12 protein-coding genes, 1 tRNA gene and 1 pseudogene are annotated in these 16,733 nt (G+C 58.1%); 7 read left to right on the forward strand and 7 right to left on the reverse strand.

Annotation, left to right across the window (positions count from 1 at the left end; translation table 11 throughout):
* Window positions 1-226: 226 nt before the first annotated feature.
* Window positions 227-805 carry a protein-L-isoaspartate O-methyltransferase family protein gene (locus ACZ5MJ_RS36625; protein ID WP_464227542.1) on the forward strand — a complete coding sequence of 193 codons (579 nt, stop codon included), beginning with the start codon at window positions 227-229 and terminating at the stop codon, window positions 803-805.
* 360 nt (window positions 806-1,165) lie between these two features.
* Here ACZ5MJ_RS36625 and ACZ5MJ_RS36630 read toward each other — a convergent pair whose 3' ends face one another.
* From ACZ5MJ_RS36630 to ACZ5MJ_RS36650, 5 genes are all read right to left on the reverse strand, one after another.
* Window positions 1,166-3,229, reverse strand: a complete 2,064-nt coding sequence (locus tag ACZ5MJ_RS36630; protein WP_464227236.1) for a TonB-dependent receptor — start codon at window positions 3,227-3,229, stop codon at window positions 1,166-1,168.
* 217 nt (window positions 3,230-3,446) lie between these two features.
* Window positions 3,447-4,511 (reverse strand): HoxN/HupN/NixA family nickel/cobalt transporter, encoded by a 1,065-nt coding sequence (locus ACZ5MJ_RS36635; RefSeq protein WP_464227237.1) that lies wholly within the window; start codon window positions 4,509-4,511, stop codon window positions 3,447-3,449.
* 264 nt (window positions 4,512-4,775) lie between these two features.
* Window positions 4,776-7,403 carry a CehA/McbA family metallohydrolase gene (locus ACZ5MJ_RS36640; RefSeq protein WP_464227238.1) on the reverse strand — a complete coding sequence of 876 codons (2,628 nt, stop codon included), beginning with the start codon at window positions 7,401-7,403 and terminating at the stop codon, window positions 4,776-4,778.
* Window positions 7,404-7,755: 352 nt separating this feature from the next.
* Window positions 7,756-8,532, reverse strand: coding sequence for an amino acid ABC transporter ATP-binding protein (locus tag ACZ5MJ_RS36645; RefSeq protein WP_464227239.1), 777 nt, complete (start codon window positions 8,530-8,532; stop codon window positions 7,756-7,758).
* A gap of 29 nt (window positions 8,533-8,561) precedes the next feature.
* A complete protein-coding gene (locus ACZ5MJ_RS36650) occupies window positions 8,562-9,287 on the reverse strand; it encodes an amino acid ABC transporter permease (RefSeq protein ID WP_464227240.1) in 726 nt (241 codons plus the stop codon).
* Between the two features lie 123 nt (window positions 9,288-9,410).
* On the opposite strand from ACZ5MJ_RS36650, the gene ACZ5MJ_RS36655 reads away from it, so the two are divergent.
* Window positions 9,411-10,981, forward strand: a protein-coding gene (locus ACZ5MJ_RS36655; RefSeq protein ID WP_464223491.1) for an IS3 family transposase whose coding sequence is annotated in 2 segments (ribosomal slippage) — window positions 9,411-9,840 and window positions 9,840-10,981 — 1,572 coding nt in all. Because the reading frame shifts where the segments join, the coding sequence is not laid out codon by codon here.
* Window positions 10,982-10,993: 12 nt separating this feature from the next.
* Here the strand turns inward: ACZ5MJ_RS36655 and ACZ5MJ_RS36660 are convergent.
* Window positions 10,994-11,698 carry an amino acid ABC transporter permease gene (locus ACZ5MJ_RS36660; protein ID WP_464227241.1) on the reverse strand — a complete coding sequence of 235 codons (705 nt, stop codon included), beginning with the start codon at window positions 11,696-11,698 and terminating at the stop codon, window positions 10,994-10,996.
* Window positions 11,699-11,745: 47 nt separating this feature from the next.
* Window positions 11,746-12,639 carry an amino acid ABC transporter substrate-binding protein gene (locus ACZ5MJ_RS36665; protein WP_464227243.1) on the reverse strand — a complete coding sequence of 298 codons (894 nt, stop codon included), beginning with the start codon at window positions 12,637-12,639 and terminating at the stop codon, window positions 11,746-11,748.
* Between the two features lie 562 nt (window positions 12,640-13,201).
* On the opposite strand from ACZ5MJ_RS36665, the gene ACZ5MJ_RS36670 reads away from it, so the two are divergent.
* From ACZ5MJ_RS36670 to ACZ5MJ_RS36690, 5 genes and pseudogenes are all read left to right on the forward strand, one after another.
* Window positions 13,202-14,308 carry an S-(hydroxymethyl)glutathione dehydrogenase/class III alcohol dehydrogenase gene (locus ACZ5MJ_RS36670; RefSeq protein ID WP_464227244.1) on the forward strand — a complete coding sequence of 369 codons (1,107 nt, stop codon included), beginning with the start codon at window positions 13,202-13,204 and terminating at the stop codon, window positions 14,306-14,308.
* An 8-nt stretch (window positions 14,309-14,316) separates the two neighbouring features.
* Window positions 14,317-15,168, forward strand: coding sequence for an S-formylglutathione hydrolase (gene fghA, locus ACZ5MJ_RS36675; RefSeq protein WP_464227245.1), 852 nt, complete (start codon window positions 14,317-14,319; stop codon window positions 15,166-15,168).
* 23 nt (window positions 15,169-15,191) lie between these two features.
* A tRNA-Cys gene (locus tag ACZ5MJ_RS36680) sits at window positions 15,192-15,266 on the forward strand.
* 142 nt (window positions 15,267-15,408) lie between these two features.
* Window positions 15,409-16,266, forward strand: coding sequence for an IclR family transcriptional regulator (locus ACZ5MJ_RS36685; protein WP_464227247.1), 858 nt, complete (start codon window positions 15,409-15,411; stop codon window positions 16,264-16,266).
* Between the two features lie 51 nt (window positions 16,267-16,317).
* A pseudogene (locus ACZ5MJ_RS36690) lies at window positions 16,318-16,569 on the forward strand (dihydrolipoyl dehydrogenase); the annotation flags it as partial.
* Window positions 16,570-16,733: the final 164 nt, after the last annotated feature.

Consider the following 16,733-nt stretch of genomic DNA (forward strand, 5'->3'; position numbering starts at 1 on the left):
ACCAAGTTATCGCGCGGAGCGCGCTTACCAGCGCCAGTTCGTTCAGCTTTAAAATTTCGTTTGCCAGGATCGAATGAAAAAAGGATGAAGGCTCCCATGACTAATCACGCTCGCGCCACCTTGGATGAGTTACGAACCTTCCAGGCGAAGATGATGGCCGCGGCCATATCAGAACGTTGTCGTCGCCCTTGATGCGGCAAAGGGCGTCAACAATGGCGAGCCGGTTCTGCACGCAGCATGGATTGGTGCAGCCGCTCCAAAGGCGGGCGATACAATTTGCCATATCGGTGCGGGAACAGGTTATTACACGGCGCTGCTGTCGAAGCTCGCATTGCCGCACGGAAGCGTACATGCGTTCGAGCTCGACGAGAACCTTGTCCGTCGTGCACCGAGAAACCTAGAGCCTTTTGAGGGCGTTTCGGTCATGCATGGCGATGCGACAGCATCTGTTCTTCCTGCTGCAGACGTAATCTACGTCAATGCTGGGGTCGTCGAGCCGCCGGTACAGTGGCTCGAAGCGCTCAATCCTGGTGGCCGCCTGATCTTCCCTTGGCAACCAGTAGAAGGTATCGGATTCGCCATGCTTGTTACCCGAGCAAGCACCGGCCTGAAGGTGCGGCCGTTGATGCCCGTGCGGTTCATTCCTTGCATCGGCGCTTCGGACACCGGTCTTTGCTTGCGAGCGCCTAACGTACTCGAAGCGCAAGCGATTAGGTCGCTCAGGGTGTCTGCAGATCAAACACCTGACGAAACTGCAGTAGCGGTCTTCCAGGAGTATGGTTTTCGACAGCCCCCATTTAGCTGAGGTAGTGATTGTCTGCCAAACGACGGTCGCCTAGAGCCATGGGCGAAAGGCAAAGTGGCGGTCGTGCCTCAGATGGCCCGCCGTTGCACCGCCGCCTTGTTCATGTTTGGCTGAACTTGTCCTCGGCGCACGCTGGCCGATCGCATTTTTTCCCGCCCACATACGAGGCAAAGAGATGCGCCTCTGTAGAAATCTGGGACGAATCGGCTCATGGAGCCATCGATGCACAACCGCGCCCGACGATTTATAGCTACCGTTGACACGGCAATAGGCAATACAGATTGGCCGTCAAAATAAATAGGTAGTCCCCGGTAGTCAAGTTTGGGCTACGTTACTAATTGAGGGAGCGGGTTTATTGCATCAAAAGTTCCAAAGAACCCCAAACCGGAATGTCCGTGGCTCTGCCGGATGGATGTGATGGTCGCTGATCCCAGCGGCAACACCGTTGGCATCTACTGGCGACGCCTCACCCTTTCGCAACGACGCGTAGTAGTAGTCGATATCGTTGACGCGCTTATAGAACACATTGAGTACTTCAGCAAAAACGCGCACGTCTTTCATCAGCCGATAGCCCACTTTCAGGTTGACCAGGAACGACGACGCGGAGCGTACGCTGTTGTCCTCGATCAGCGGGCGCGGACCGAAGTAGCGCGCCCGCGCGCCCACCGACCAGCGACCACGGCTCATCGAGACGCCGGCCGACGCAGTGGTTTGAATCGCTTCGGGAATGTAGTTGCCCGCATCTTCATGGTCTCGATAACGGGCGCGGGAGAATCCGGCGTCGGCGTCGAGGATGAGTCCGGCAAGCGGCCCTGCCGGCGGAGCGTAGTAGGCGGCGAGTTCGATGCCGGTGCGACGGCTCGGACGGCTGGGCTCGGTGGTGCCGCTGTCGCCGGAGAACACCAGTTCCGAACCGAGGTCAAGCCGCCAGAGCGAGGCTGACAATTGGAGCCCGGGTACGAACCTTGCCGTCCGCACGCCGATTTCGTAGCCGGTGGCCGGCACCAGCACGCTGACCTTCTGAGTTGGTGCTCCTGACGAGGGGTCGACGGTAGTCGTCGCGCCGCGCACGTCGTTGCTGTGATATCCGCGCCCCCAGTTCAGAAACGCTTCGGTGTGGTCCGCCGGCAACATCACGATGCTCAGCTTCGGGCTGACGATACGATCGTTGCCGTTGCCCGAGTTAGTGGGGTTGTTGGTGGACACGCCGTACCAGAAGCGGTCGGCGCGCAACCCCACGACCGTGCGCAGCCAAGGCGACCACGCCGTGGCATTGCGCAGGTATAGTGCGGCGCTGGTTTCGTTGACCGAATCTGTGCGTACGGTCTGGTAGATCTGCCTCGCTTGGGAGTTCGCCAACGTGACGGGATCGATCCGGTCGACGCGTACCTGCGTGCCGATCTCAGTTTCGGAGTCGAGCCCGGCCAGCTTGTTAAACCAGGTGCGCGACGCACTTGCGCCGGTCGTCACGCGACTCTCAAATTGCTCGAACTGGTCGCCCCGCTCGGGGTTGTTCAGTGCATAGGTGAAGTTCGAGAACAGTTGCAGCCGGCTTTTAATGACGTAAGCGTTGGCCTGGAACAAGCCTTCTGCCACCGGACGCAACCAGTCGGCCGACAGGCTGTAGCGCGAAGCATAGCCGCCGTCGGACGGATCGATATAGCCGAAACGCGAAATCTGCCCTTGGCTGATGGCTCGAAGCGGCACCTGATCGGTCGAGTTCCAATCGTTCCGATAGGCCATCGCCGTGACACCCAAGCGCTCACCGCCACCGAGCGGTAGAGTGTAGCGTACGACCCCATTGAGCTTAAGCACGCCCTCTGGAAGAACCCAGGGGCCGTTCTCGCCGAGCCACTCGAACCCATACAACAACGTGCCTGTGCCGACTTGGTCCGAGTTGGCGAATATTGCGCGCCGGTAGTCATGCTGGCCAAGCTCCAGTTGCGCGATGCCGGCAGGGAGGCTCGCAACGTAATCCATCCGCACCGCGCCGGCCGGCGAAAAGTCCCCTTCCTCCGCAAAGTAGATGCCCTTTTTGTACGAGATGCCGCTCACCAGTTCCGGGATGACGAAATTGAGGTCGGTATAACCCTGCCCGTGAGCGTGCGTGCGCATATTGACGGGCATGCCGGCCACGTTCGTCGACAAGTCAGTCCCATGGTCGAGGTTGAAGCCTCGAAGGAAATACTGGTTGGCCTTACCGTCGCCGCTGTGCTGCGTGACGATCAGGCCCGGCACGGTCTCTAGCAACTCGCCCGGTCGCAGCAGCGGACGGTTCTCAAGTTGTTCGCGCGAGACGTAGCCCTGGTTGGCCGCAGTGACAGGGATCGCCTGACGGGTTTCCTCTATTGTTGCCCGCACGGTGACAGTGGGCAGAGCGCTTTCAGCCTGCTGCAGGCCGCCCGCCTGAACACCGCCGTGCATTGCAAGAGCGCATACCGCAGAAATGAGAGTTCGGAAGCCACGCGAGGTCGTGTTTGCGATACGGAAAGGACAGGAGACGGACTGGCTCATACTTTGACAAACAGGCGTTGCGGAACGCGCTACACCGCAAGATTCCAGGTGCCCGGGACCGCCAGGCATGCCGGTGCTGCGCGGAGCGTGTCGCTATGCCCGCCAGTGGCGGGAAACGCGCAGCTCATTACGCCGGGCCGGACGTGGCTTCCAGTTCGTCGTAGCCCTTCACTCGATAGATCATTACCGCCAAGAGCCAGCTACCGATGAAGAGGGCGATCACGGAATAGCCGATCAGTCCGAAGTTTTCGTTAAGCTCACCGATCCAATCCCAGAGACTGCCCTCGATATGCAGCTTGTCCGCAAGCAGACCTAGCCCCTCGATACTGCCCACAACGAGTGCGATGACCGCCGAGATGAACGTGATCGTCATGTTGTAGTAAAGCTTGCGGACGGGTTTCACGAACGCCCAGCTGTAGGCGCCGAGCATCAAGATGCCGTCGATGGTATCGATCAGCGTCATGCCAGCAGTGAAAAGTACTGGAAAGACAAGGATGGACCAGATAGGCAAGTCATGTGAGGCGCTAGCTGCCGAGATGCCCAGCAGCGCTACCTCTGTGGCAGTGTCGAAGCCAAGCCCGAAGAGAAAACCTAGCGGGTACATGTGCCAGCTCTTCGAGACAAGCCGAAACATTGGGCGGAAAATCCGCGCCAGCAGCCCCTGATTCGCTAACAGCAGGTCGAGACATTCATTCGTGTATGGCTCGCCACGTCGAACACGGCGAAACGCGGTCACAACCGAGCGCAATATGACAAAGTTGAGAAGTGCGATAGCCAGCAGGAAAAAAGTTGATACCAGCGTGCCGATCAGCCCCGCCAGCTCCTTGAAGCCCTCGAATGTCGTTTGCATCGCCAGCGCGGTGCCAGCAACGCCGACCGATGCGAGAACTACGATGGTCGAATGTCCAAGGGAAAAAAATAGTCCGATCGTAATCGGACGTTGCCCAGCTTGTATTAGCTTGCGCGTAACGTTGTCGATCGCCGCGATATGGTCAGCGTCGACCGCATGCCTCAGTCCTAATGAGTAGGCCAGTAGGCTTGTGCCCATGAGCAGCGGATAGTCGTGGAACGCGATGAAAGCCCAAGCCCAAGCAACGATATTGAACGCGCCGAGCAGAGCATACAGACCAACTACCTTACGTCGAAAATCGCTTTGATGAGCCCCGAAAAGAGCCTTGAACAACAGTACCATCAGTTTTCCTCAGTCGACTCGTAGCGTGGCGGGATCACCCGGCCACGCCCTCGATGCTGGTCGTAGCGAAATCGCACATGCAACTTCTCAGCAGAATCGTGATCATTTCGAATGACAACAGAAAATGGCCGGAGTCGCGATCGGACGCCGGCCCTTCCCGTGAAGTACCTGACCTAGGCCATGGGAGGCCGCAGGTCGGTTGAAAATGGTTCGCCTGCGGCTGTTGCAAACTCTTCCTTAGATTGAATCCGAGCGCGCGTCTTATCAGTGATCGCGTTCAATGTGTACCGAATGCACAGGCGCATGTGCGTGGGTCGCACCGAGCTCGTGAAGCCTGTGGTGCAGACGATGATGGGCAAGCTCAAGTGAGGCCCTAACGCGTGCGTGGCGGGCTTCATCCGATCTGGGAGCGATCGTGTCCAAGTATGCTATCGAGCCTTCGATTTGTTGAAGGATGGTCACTGCGTCAGCGGTAGCAAAAATGGGATGGTCGCCGACCTGTACATAGACTGCGCTGGTGTGTGCGGCGATGTCAGCATCGCGTCCAACGACACTCCCCCGGACGCGGACCGCTAGCCAACATGACTCCGCGATGCGGATCGTGAGATGGCCTTCAGACGTCAACGCCTCACAGCGCACCTCATCGATGATCGCACCATTTTTAATGACCTCGATGCGGGAAGGCGGCACACTGACCGAATCGATTCGCCAATTAATGGTTACAGTCCCTCCGCTTCCTGGCAATTGCATCCTGCTTCCGGGACGCCGTCCCTCTACCGTCATATCGACGAGAGGGCCGACCGTCACAAAGGTGTCCCCGCCTCGCACAGCGTCCATCCAATCTCGATAAGTGAACTCGCGCTGCCCTAAAAGGGCGTAGGTACGAATGCCGCCAAGCAGGTTCGCCGCGCTCATCTTGTCGGAGCCTCCGACCAGCGGTAGGTGATGGCCGATGTTGAGATAGCGATACCAATCTGCTAGGCCAAAGGCGCTTATCTGTGAGTGCCGTGGGTTGGCGGTCATCATCTCGACCGCATCGATCACACCAAGAACAATATCTGCTGCGCGCTCCGCTTGTCGATCAGGCCCATGTGGCAAGACGACCAGCCCTCCCTGCTGACGGCATTGCTCCGCCCAGCCGGTCATTGTCATCTCGAGTGGATCACCAATTGCCGACTCGCTTGGCCCCCCGACACATAGCGGGTTGATCATGTCGCCCTCGTACCCAAGCAGGGATATGTGTCCTAGCACGTCCATGCGGTTCTCGGTGCCGACGCGAACCACAAACTCACCACTACCACCGAAGTCCTTCGCTCCAAAGGTTGTCAAACCATCGAAGTCACCAACATTGGTGAACATTTCTCCCCACTGTGCGGCGAGCAGATTCACAACGTTGACCCCCTCTGCTTGGCCTTCTAGCAAGGCGGTTTGCGGGCTTAGAAAGTGGACGTGTGTATCAGAACTCACCCAGCCTTGCTCTCGCCAGTGAAGCACCTTTTCAAGCTCCAGAGTAATTGTTTCGGTATCGGCACCGACCTCAACAATTTTCCGTAACGGACGAACCTCGAAGCCACGTGTCACTTCAACGAAGATCCGTCCGATCGGAACATCGATGGTGCAATGGCCATCGATATACGCATACTGATTTAGACCGTTTGCAAATTCAGCTGCGTAGTCTTCGAACCATCCAGTGTTCACCTTCCGGTGGTGTCCTTTCGGGGGAAGGTACTCCCCGTCGGCACCGTGGACATGCAACCGTGCGGCGACGCGCGACCCGGTACTCTTCTCAACGATCCGCAGCTTGATGGGACGGGTGGCAGGCTGAATGGTGATTGCGACGGAATGCTCGTCTTGAGAACGATTATCTCCGCAGTCACTTAGGTCGTAGGAAATCAGAGAGCCGTCATCGCGCCGGAGATAGAGCCTGGCATCGGGATGAGCCGAGTATTCGACAATTACCTCTCGATCAGATCTTCTTGGCTGTACCTCATGTAGATCGCTCAGCCAATCACGTTCGGAGTATTCGAGTATGGCACGAACTGAGATAACTGTACCCAGGTCGATCCCGACGCAATCACCGCGGTCGTCTGTGTCAAGTTCGCCCAGCGCATTGAGAGCGACCCCATCAGGCAATTCCATTCGCAGCTTGCGCCGAGCTTGACCGCGCAATGGGTGGTCGATAAGCCTTGTTGTGCTTACTGCGTACACGAGCGAGGCCTCGGTTTCCGGACGTAGCCGGATGGCTACGACTTCCTTCCCAGGGTGTGGATTGGAGAGCGCGTATACCCACAGATTCTCCCCGCCCCTCACCAGGCCTGTCGCGGCACGGGATTCGGCAAGGAAGTAGTCTGAATCTGGCGCGCGCCCGAGAGCTAGGTCTTCTGCATGCGTCGCAATCACTCTCGGCTTGTGTGCAGGCACCGAGCGATAGGGACTGCAACGCCAAGACGTATGACTTTGTTGAATGTCGAGACGCCGTGACACGGACGTCTCGGCCTCGGAGCCATCTGCATAACAAAGCGTGTATGCCGAAACGAGATCTCCCAGTTCAATTCCTTCGACGGGGCGTGCGGTCGTCGGATCAATGGGGCCAAAGCTGTCGGGAATAATTGGCGGGCGATCGGCGACTGCATGGACGAAGACCACATAGTTCGCGATCGTCGGCTCGAGCGCGATGGTAACTGCCGGCTCTCCTGGGCGCAGAGCGAGCACGTTTGGACTAGCTTCTGCCCCGAACGCAAACGGTATGCCACGGAGTGTATGAAGTCCGAAGAATACAGGGCTTCCGGTACTCCTCTTCCGTCCCTGCGCCGCGTCGAAGAGTTGCCGATCGACGTTGAAGTAACTACTAAGATCGATGGGAGTAAAGTGGGGTGAGGGCGGCGTTTTCATTCTAACGGACTCCAACTCTTGACGCGGTCAATTCAATGGTGGGTTATTAACCTTACCGGTTGCTACATTGCGTGGGGCCAATCTCTTGACCCGCGTGGTATGCGCCTGGGCATGAAGCCCTTTCGCATATCTATGTATTCTGCACAGTGGTTGGGGCAGTAATTGCTTGTAGCCCGCTGCGGATTAGGTCGATTAGGCGTTCAATATCTTCGACAGTATTGAACATCGCTAGACAGAGAGTGTTTTAATAGGAATCATTGCTAACTATCAGATGGTGTTGGCCGGGATGCGCAAAGAGATGACCGCGAGGCGCTCAGCCACGCCGCCCGGCAAACATATTTTCATGTGTAGTTCACGCCGCAATCCTTTCCGCGTTGCCGTGAACTTGGCTTAGGAATGCACGCACCCGTTCATGTTTTGGCGTGTGGAAGAACTCGGATGGCGGCGCCTCCTCAACGATGCTACCTCCATCGATGAAGATGACGCGATCGGCGACCTTCTGTGCAAAGCCCATTTCGTGGGTCACACATAGCATGGTCATGCCGTCTTTCGCCAGCGCGACCATTGTCTCCAGGACCTCCTGTACAACTTCCGGATCTAGGGCCGAAGTCGGCTCATCGAAGAGCATGACAGACGGCGTCATGCACAACGCTCGCGCGATGGCCACACGCTGTTGCTGACCTCCGGAGAGCTGTCCGGGATACTTGTTTGCCTGCTCGGCGATGCGGACCTTCTGCAAGAAATGCATCGCACGGTCCCTTGCCGCGCTCTTCTGCTCGTTGCGGACCTTGATCTGCGCGAGCATGCAGTTTTGCAGCACGGTCATGTGCGGGAAAAGGTTGAAGCTCTGGAAAACCATGCCAACTTCGCGCCGTATGTCGGCAAGCTTTGTGAGTTGCTCGCCCGATTTGAAGTCATGGACAGCGATGGTTCCCTCTTCGAACGCTTCCAGGCCGTTGATGCAACGAATGAGCGTCGACTTCCCTGAGCCAGATGGGCCGCAGATGACGATGCGCTCTCCGCGTTTGACTTTAAGGTTGATACCGTTCAGGACGCAGTGGTTGCCATAGCTTTTCCGCAGGTTCGATACCGTGACGATAGTGTTATTGGGCGTGGATTCAGCAAGCATTGAGGACCTCTATATAGCAACGTGTCGGTCTATGGCCGGGGAAGACCTAGGAGTCGGAACGACTTGGTGCGCTTTGCCGCGTTTGGCTCTTTTCGGCGCAGGCGCTCGGCAAGTTCGGAGCCTGCGGAGCACAGGACCAGATAGACGACAGCAACGAACGAATAGAATTCGACGAGTTTCGAGTCACGTTGTGCGATCTGGGCGGCAACGTGGAGAAAATCACTGAGTGACAAGACATAGACCAATGAAGTGTCCTGGAACAGGATGATGGTCTGGGTAACAATAATTGGAGCGGTAGCCTTGAGAACCTGTGGAATGATCACCGACGTGTAGGTCGTCCATGTCGAAAGGCCCAGTGCACGAGCTCCCTCGTATTGCCCTTTGTGAACGGCCTTGAAACCGGAGCGGACGATTTCTGCGTAGTACGCTGCCTCGAACATCGTAAAGGTGACGAAGGCGGTCGTCCTTGGTCCTAACGGAACTGGCCGTCCAGCTGCAGAGAGGTAGCCCAGAACCAGCGGAACAAGAAAGAAGAACCAGAACAGCACCAGAATAAGGGGAATGCAGCGCATCAGCGTGACGTAGGCACTGATGACGCTGGATATCACGGGGATCTTGAGTTGGCGGACGACCGCCATGCAAGTTCCCAGTACCAGGCCACCAATACTGGCGACGACCGCGAGCTCGACCGTGAACGCAAGCCCGTCCATCAAATAGGGCAATGCGTTATAAATGGCGAGAAAGTCGAAATGCATGTCCAGCTCCGATCAATTGCGCGATGCCGCAGTGTGAGTACCAGGAATGTCCACCCCCCCCCGCGGCAGAATAGATGTCGCCCCGATAGAATTTGAACCCTGGGGGCGATGAGAGAGAGAGAAGTGGCTCGTTACGGGAAGGATTTCAAGGACCGGGCGGTAGCGCGGTTGTTACCGCCGGAGAGTGCGGCGGTGGAAGTGGTTGCAAGGGAATTGGGTGTGGCAGTGGCCACGCTGGAGCGCTGGCGTGCGGACGCTATGTCCATGCCTGCTCGCGAGCGGGCATGGACAGCGGCGGCCAGGTTTGAGGCGGTGCTGGCGACGGCTGCGATGGAAGAGGCCAGCAAGAACGCCTGGTGCCGTGAGAACGGTGTGTATCCGCAGGAGTTGGAGCAGTGGCGTGCTGCCGCCACGCAGGCGCTGGCGGAGCCCGAGGATGCGCGCGCCACCCCTCGCGAGACGAAGGCCGATCGGCGCCGCATCAAGGAACTCGAACGCGAGCTGCGCCGCAAGGAGAAGGCGCTGGCTGAAGCCGCCGCCCTGCTGATACTCTCAAAAAAGCTAGAGGGCATCTTCCCGAAGGACAAGGACGAGGACGCATGATCGGCCTGGAAGATCGCCACACGATGGTCCGCCATATCGAAACCGCGCATGCAGGCGGCGCTCGCCTGCGCCTGGCGTGCGAGGTGGCTGGCATAACCGTGCGCACTCTGCAACGCTGGAAGGCCCACGATGGCTTGGTGGTCGGCGACCGCCGCCTCGGGGCCGAACGGCCCACGCCCGCGCATGCGCTGAGCATCGAGGAGCGCGAACGCATTCTGGCCGTCGCCAATGAGCCGCGCTTCGCCGACATGCCGCCGGCGCGCATCGTGCCCATGCTGGCCGATGAGGGTGTCTACTTGGCCAGCGAATCGAGCTTTGGTCGGGTGCTGCGGGCCCATGGGCAGACCCGGCATCGAGGACGCGCCAAGGCGCCGCGCCAGAGCCGTCCGCCCACCACGCACGTGGCCACGGGGCCGCGCCAACTGTGGTGTTGGGACATGACCTACCTACCGGCCGAGGTCGCCGGGCGCTGGTTTTATCTGTACCTCATCCTGGACGTGTACAGCCGCAAGATCGTGGGCTTCGAGGTCCACGATCGCGACGACGCCGATCACGCGGCGCATCTGGTCAAGCGCACGGCGCTGGCCGAGGGCATTCATGCCATGGCGGCCAAGCCGGTGTTGCACGGAGACAATGGTGCCACGCTCAAGGCCACCACGGTGCTGGCGATGTTGCACTGGCTGGGCGTCAAGCCTTCGTACTCGCGTCCGCGGGTGAGCGACGATAATGCCTTCGTGGAAAGCCTCTTCCGCACGGCCAAGTACCGGCCGGAGTTCCCGTCCAAGGGCTTTGCCGATCTGACTGCGGCGCGTACTTGGGCGGCGCACTTCGTCCACTGGTACAACCACGAGCATCGACACAGCGGCATCCGCTATGTGAGTCCGGCACAGCGCCACGCCGGACAAGATGAAAAGATTCTCGCCGCGCGCCATGAGCTGTACGCCAAGGCCCGAGAGAGCAACCCGCGTCGCTGGTCACGCCACACGCGAGATTGGTCGCCAATCGGGACGGTCACGCTCAACCCCGAGCGCGAGATTGCCGTGCCCACCCGTATCAAGCCAGGCGCGGAAAACCAGCGTTTGGCTGCATGAATGAGGCGACATCTACCTTGACGCGCGCCGCACCCATCGTTCGATGAGCGCGGCGACCTGATAGATGACAAGCGCCGTCAGCAAATAGAACAGCGTTGCGCTTCCGAAGGCACCGAACGTGTTGAATGTATACTCGTTGATATGCTGTGCTTGCGCTGTGAGCTCGAGCAAGCCGATGGTCAAGGCCACGGACGTGTTTTTGAACAGGCCAAGCGCTTCGCTTGTCAGTGTTGGGATAGTAATCCGAAACGCCTGAGGCAGCAGAATCAACCGATAGGCCTGGAACGTGCCCATGCCTAAGGCGTGCGCCGCTTTGATCTGTCCGTCTGGGATCGCATTGATTCCCGCACGGATCTGCTCGGCGACACGCGATCCTGTATACAGGCTCAGTGCAATGACGGCAGGGATGAAGCTCGCCCACGGCGGTGACACCGCCTTGATGGCGGTGCCAAGCACCGTGGGTATGACCTCCGGGAAGACGAAGTACCAAAGGAACGCTTGTACTATGAGCGGGATGTTGCGGAAGATCTGGACGTATATTCGACCGATCACCCGCAACGCTACCGGTGGCGCCGTACGGAATGAGCCGATGACGACGCCGATAACAAACGCCGCGGCTCCTGCGCAAAGCCAGAGCGAGAAGGTGCAAAGAAGCCCGGACAGCAGCCAGTCAATGTAACGGCTGCCGTCACCGGTCTGTTCAAAGAGGAATTGCATCTGTGGTTGTCCTTAATCCCGCGAGCATGATGGATACAATTGAGTCCTCATGTCGGAAGCTTGTCGCTCGGGTGTGCAACGCGCTCCTTCAATTCGGGCGAGATCGGGAAGCTAAGGTTCTTGCCATTCGGAGGAATCGGGCTCTCGAACCACTTTTTATACATCTCGACGAATTGACCCGACGCCATCAATTGGACTAGCGATTTGTCCACGATGGCCTTGAGTTCCGGATCGTCCTTCGGGACCATCAGACCGTACACAACCGTGTTGTACTTATCGGGGAGAAATTGGTACTTCGCCGGATTCGGCGCTTCGGCCTTCTTGGCGGCAAGCAAAATGTCGCCTTCCAGGAAGGCAGCAGCGCGACCCGACTCCAGTATGAGCATCGATTCAGCCTGATCGTGCCCATAAACGATGTTTAGTCCGAGCCCCTCCTTCTCGCTAATCTGGCGCACCAGTTGGACCGAGTCCGATCCTTGGGTCACGACGATATTTTTGCCCTTGAGATCCTTTGCGCTTTTGATTCCGCTGTCGGCTTTGGTAAGCCACATGGAGTTCGCAACGAACGTTGCTACCGAAAAGCTTACCTGCTTCAGGCGGTCAGGGTTGCTCGCTGTGCCGCCACATTCTATGGCAATCGTGCCGTTCTTAATCAACGGAATTCGGTTTGCGCCAGTCACCGGCAGGTATTTAACAGTGAGCTGTGACAATGCGAGCTGCTGCTTAATCTGATTGACGACTGCCGCACAGAGGTCCATCGAAAAGCCCACTGGCTTGTTGGCGGCATCAAGGTAGGAAAACGGTACAGACGATTCGCGGTAACCCAGCGTGATCTGCTTGCTCTCCTTGATGTTGTCCAACGTTGGCGATGCCGCCCACGTCGCCGCACTGCAGAGCAGTGCGCCGGATGCGATGAGGGTCGAAATGTGTTGGCGATGCATGACCTTCTCCTAGTTATGGTTGCGCACCGGGTGCGCCGTCTGGACTGGAAGCCCCGACGTTGGTGTTGCCTCCTTCCGCAATTCTTGGGATATCGGCGTACAAAGTCAATAAAACTCCGTTGATCGGAACTTTGTAGTTCCATAAAACGGACCTTTAGCCTGTCACAGGCATTTTATATGCCAGGCCATTGGATCGACGTACCCAAAAAGCCGGAGATCCATGGCTGGCGCGGCTTCCAGGGGATCAACGTGGAAACGAGGGAACGGCAACTCATGATTGGATCCTCTCGTAAACCACTAAGGGAAAGTCCTAGCGGGCCTCAGACCGGTGCGGCATGCCGCTACACCCCCTGCATCGGTGGCAGATGGCTCTTGATGCGCATTCGCTGTACACGTTTAGAAACCACAGAACCCCATTTTTTTTATATTGACGTCGTGATACGATATATATGCCGAAAAATGGAACTTGAAAAACCAAAAAATGGGATGTATCCTTCGTGAAGGGAAATTTATTTCAGCCCGCCATGGACGGCGAGTTGAAGCAAAAAGCTAGGAGAGAGATGTGAAGACGAAAGCTGCAATCGCATGGGAAGCCGGCACGCCACTAACGATCGAAGAGGTGACCCTTCAGGGACCTAAGGCTGGGGAAGTCCTTGTGGAACTTAAGGCCACCGGCATCTGCCATACGGACTACTACACGCTGTCCGGCGCAGACCCCGAAGGCATCTTCCCAGCAATCCTGGGTCACGAGGGCGCGGGTATCGTGACCGATGTCGGCGCAGGCGTGACGACGCTCAAGCCGGGCGATCATGTGATTCCGCTTTACACACCGGAATGTCGTCAGTGCAAGTTCTGCCTTTCGCAGAAGACCAACCTGTGCCAGGCCATTCGGTCCACGCAAGGTCGCGGCCTGATGCCGGATGCCACGTCGCGATTCTCCATCGGTGGCAAGCCGATCTTTCACTATATGGGTACGTCCACGTTCGCGAACCACATCGTGGTGCCGGAAATCGCGCTGGCCAAGATCCGTCCCGATGCACCGTTCGACAAGGTTTGCTACATCGGCTGTGGCGTGACTACCGGCGTAGGCGCAGTGCTCTTCACGGCCAAGGTGGAAGCGGGTGCAAATGTTGTGGTCTTCGGCCTGGGCGGTATCGGTCTGAATGTCATCCAGGCTGCCAAGATGGTGGGCGCCAACAAGATCATCGGCGTTGACCTGAACCCGGCGCGGGAGGAAATGGCTCGCAAGTTCGGCTTGACCCATTTTGTCAACCCGAAGGACGTCGACAACGTCGTCGACCATATCATCCAATTAACGGACGGCGGTGCTGACTATTCGTTCGAGTGCATCGGCAACACCAAGGTCATGCGCCAGGCGTTGGAGTGCTGCCACAAGGGCTGGGGTAAGTCGATCATCATCGGCGTGGCCGAGGCCGGCGCTGAGATATCGACGCGTCCTTTCCAGTTGGTCACCGGCCGTGAATGGAAGGGTTCGGCGTTCGGTGGCGCCCGCGGCCGCACCGATGTGCCCAAGATCGTTGACTGGTACATGGAAGGCAAGCTCAACATCGACGACCTGATTACGCATACGCTGCCGCTGGAGCGCATCAACGAAGGCTTCGACCTGATGAAGCGCGGCGAATCGATTCGTTCGGTCGTTTTGTACTGAGTCGCGCAATGCTAGAACTCGTCAACAAGCACGCATGCTTTAAGGGCGAGCAGCGCTTTTACGTGCACCACTCCGAGACCATTGGCTTGCCAATGAAGTTTTCGGTGTTTGTGCCCGAAGCTGCGCTGCTTGGCGAGAAGGTGCCGACGCTCTTCTACCTGGCCGGTTTAACTTGTACGGAAGAGACGTTTCCGACTAAGGCCGGCGCACAGCGAGTTGCTTCGGAGTTGGGACTCATGCTGATCTCGCCGGACACCAGTCCGCGGGGGGCGGGGGTAGAAGGCGAAACTGCAAGCTGGGACTTCGGTGTTGGTGCAGGGTTCTACGTCAATGCCACGGAAGGCGCATGGGCCCAGCACTACCGCATGGACAGTTACGTCACGGAAGAGCTCTACCGCATCGCGATTGAAGAGCTTTGCGCCGACCCCGAGAGCATTGGAATCTTCGGACACTCCATGGGCGGCCATGGCGCCTTGGTGCTGGCATACCGTAACGCGGAGAAGTACAAGTCCGTGTCGGCTTTCGCGCCGATCAGTGCGCCGATGGTTGGCCCGTGGGGTATCAAAGCCTTTAGTGGCTATCTCGGGGCTGACCAGGAGAAGTGGCTTGCGTATGACGCGGCACAGCTGATCAAGAGGCATGGCCAGCTTTTCCCGCAGGGCATTCTCGTCGACCAGGGCCTGGAGGACAAATTTCTGGCTGAGCAGCTGTATCCAAGCGAACTCGAGCGGGCCTGCGCTGAGGTGGGCCAGCCCCTTACCATGAGGTACCACGAGGGCTTCGACCACGGGTACTACTTTATTTCGACCTGGATGGAAGACCATCTCCACTTCCATGTAAGTCGACTGAGTAACCGCTAGCGAGGGGCGCGGCGGTGCTCAACGGCGGGGTGGCAGAGTGGTCATGCACCGGCTTGCAAAGCCGGCCACGGCGGTTCGATTCCGCATCCCCGCCTCCACTGTGGGCGTTCCCCGCGCCTGCATGCTTCAAGGGTGTTCACCGGTAGGGGTGGCACCCTTTTTTTGTTGAATGTCCTCAGGTATTCGCGACCTGTTCCGCGTATCGGTTCCGAGTGTCCTAGATTTTGGGAGTATCCTGCTATGATTTCTCCAAGATCGAACAAGCTTATTGCTGCCAGCAAGGGCAGCATAGACATCATGGCCCAACAGAAAAGCAAGCCGGCGGACGTGCCGGTCGATATCTCTCCAACCGAACGCGCATTCAGCGTGCTTGAGATGCTGGGTCGAAGCGGAAGCGTAGGTGTGAGCGATATCGTGACTGCACTTGGCATTCCCAAGACTACGGCACACCGCATGATTGGTAATTTGGAGGAATACGGCTACATTCAGCGCGCCTTCGGCCGCGGTCGCTACGTGGTGGCACCAAGATTACTCGAGCTGGCTTCCTCGATCATGCAATCGGCAACGATGCAAGCGCCGATTCACGCCGTCCTGATGGACTTGACCCGCCGTACGGGTGAGACGACCAGCTTGGGCCTGATGCGTGGAACGGATCTGATCTATGTCGATAGCGCCACGGCTGACTCACCGCTGACGCTTCTCTTCCAGAGTGGCCAGCGAGCGCCGCTATATTGCACGTCGAGCGGGCGCGTCGTGCTGGCGCATATGGATAAACGACAGTTCGATAGCTACTTGTTGAGTGGCCCCTGGGAACGTCTGACGCCCTTCACTATTAGCGATCCCACTGAACTTCAAAAGGAAGTCGAGCGCGTGCGAACACAGGGGTTCGCATCCAGTGAATCTGAGTTCGTTGTCGGTGTTGTAGGTGCTGCAGTGCCTGTCTATGGTCCCGGGGGAAAACTGGTTGCATGTTTGAGCATATCCGCACCGAGCGCCCGTAAGTCACTCGATGACCTGGTAGAAGTGGTCCCGCTAATGAAGAGTGCAGCTACCCGGATTTCGAAGATTGTCGAATCGATTGGGGCACAGGACGAATAGAATAGGCACTGAAGTTGGAACCCTTCATGCCGGCATTTGCCCTTCGCGTTCAACGGCCGCCACGAGGGCTTTACTAAGCCGATCTTCGACGAGGAAACCCATCGCGTGATTGGCGGTGGCATCGTCGGCACACACAGCGGCGACCTCATCAGCGAAGTCTGCCTGGCCATCGACATGGGCGCGGATGCAGCGGATCTCGGCAAGACTATCCACCCGCACCCGACGCTGGGCGGATCGATCGGCATGGCGGCGGAGATCTACGAAGGCACGTGTACCGACGTGCTGCCGCCCCGTAAGCGCTAATTGGTCTGTTGGAGAAGGGTCAATTTTGGCGTCATCCCTATGACGTTGGTGGTTCTGATGCTTCCCTCAGGGCCCCGCCGTAGACCCGCAACTCGATGTAGGGGCTACCGCCAGCGTGATGTGAAACCTTAGAGGGGAATCCTGTGTTTGAAAGCGGACTTGAG

Source organism: Cupriavidus sp. LA-1, assembly GCF_055385985.1.

What these genes read in the sequence shown, in the direction of transcription:
- ACZ5MJ_RS36630 (WP_464227236.1), bottom strand. Translation starts at nt 3,229, where the DNA reads ATGCACGGCGGTGTTCAGGCGGGCGGCCTGCAGCAGGCTGAAAGCGCT.
- ACZ5MJ_RS36635 (WP_464227237.1), bottom strand. Translation starts at nt 4,511, where the DNA reads ATGGTACTGTTGTTCAAGGCTCTTTTCGGGGCTCATCAAAGCGATTTT.
- ACZ5MJ_RS36640 (WP_464227238.1), bottom strand. Translation starts at nt 7,403, where the DNA reads ATGAAAACGCCGCCCTCACCCCACTTTACTCCCATCGATCTTAGTAGT.
- ACZ5MJ_RS36645 (WP_464227239.1), bottom strand. Translation starts at nt 8,532, where the DNA reads ATGCTTGCTGAATCCACGCCCAATAACACTATCGTCACGGTATCGAAC.
- ACZ5MJ_RS36650 (WP_464227240.1), bottom strand. Translation starts at nt 9,287, where the DNA reads ATGCATTTCGACTTTCTCGCCATTTATAACGCATTGCCCTATTTGATG.
- ACZ5MJ_RS36660 (WP_464227241.1), bottom strand. Translation starts at nt 11,698, where the DNA reads ATGCAATTCCTCTTTGAACAGACCGGTGACGGCAGCCGTTACATTGAC.
- ACZ5MJ_RS36665 (WP_464227243.1), bottom strand. Translation starts at nt 12,639, where the DNA reads ATGCATCGCCAACACATTTCGACCCTCATCGCATCCGGCGCACTGCTC.
- fghA (WP_464227245.1), top strand. Translation starts at nt 14,317, where the DNA reads ATGCTAGAACTCGTCAACAAGCACGCATGCTTTAAGGGCGAGCAGCGC.
- ACZ5MJ_RS36685 (WP_464227247.1), top strand. Translation starts at nt 15,409, where the DNA reads ATGATTTCTCCAAGATCGAACAAGCTTATTGCTGCCAGCAAGGGCAGC.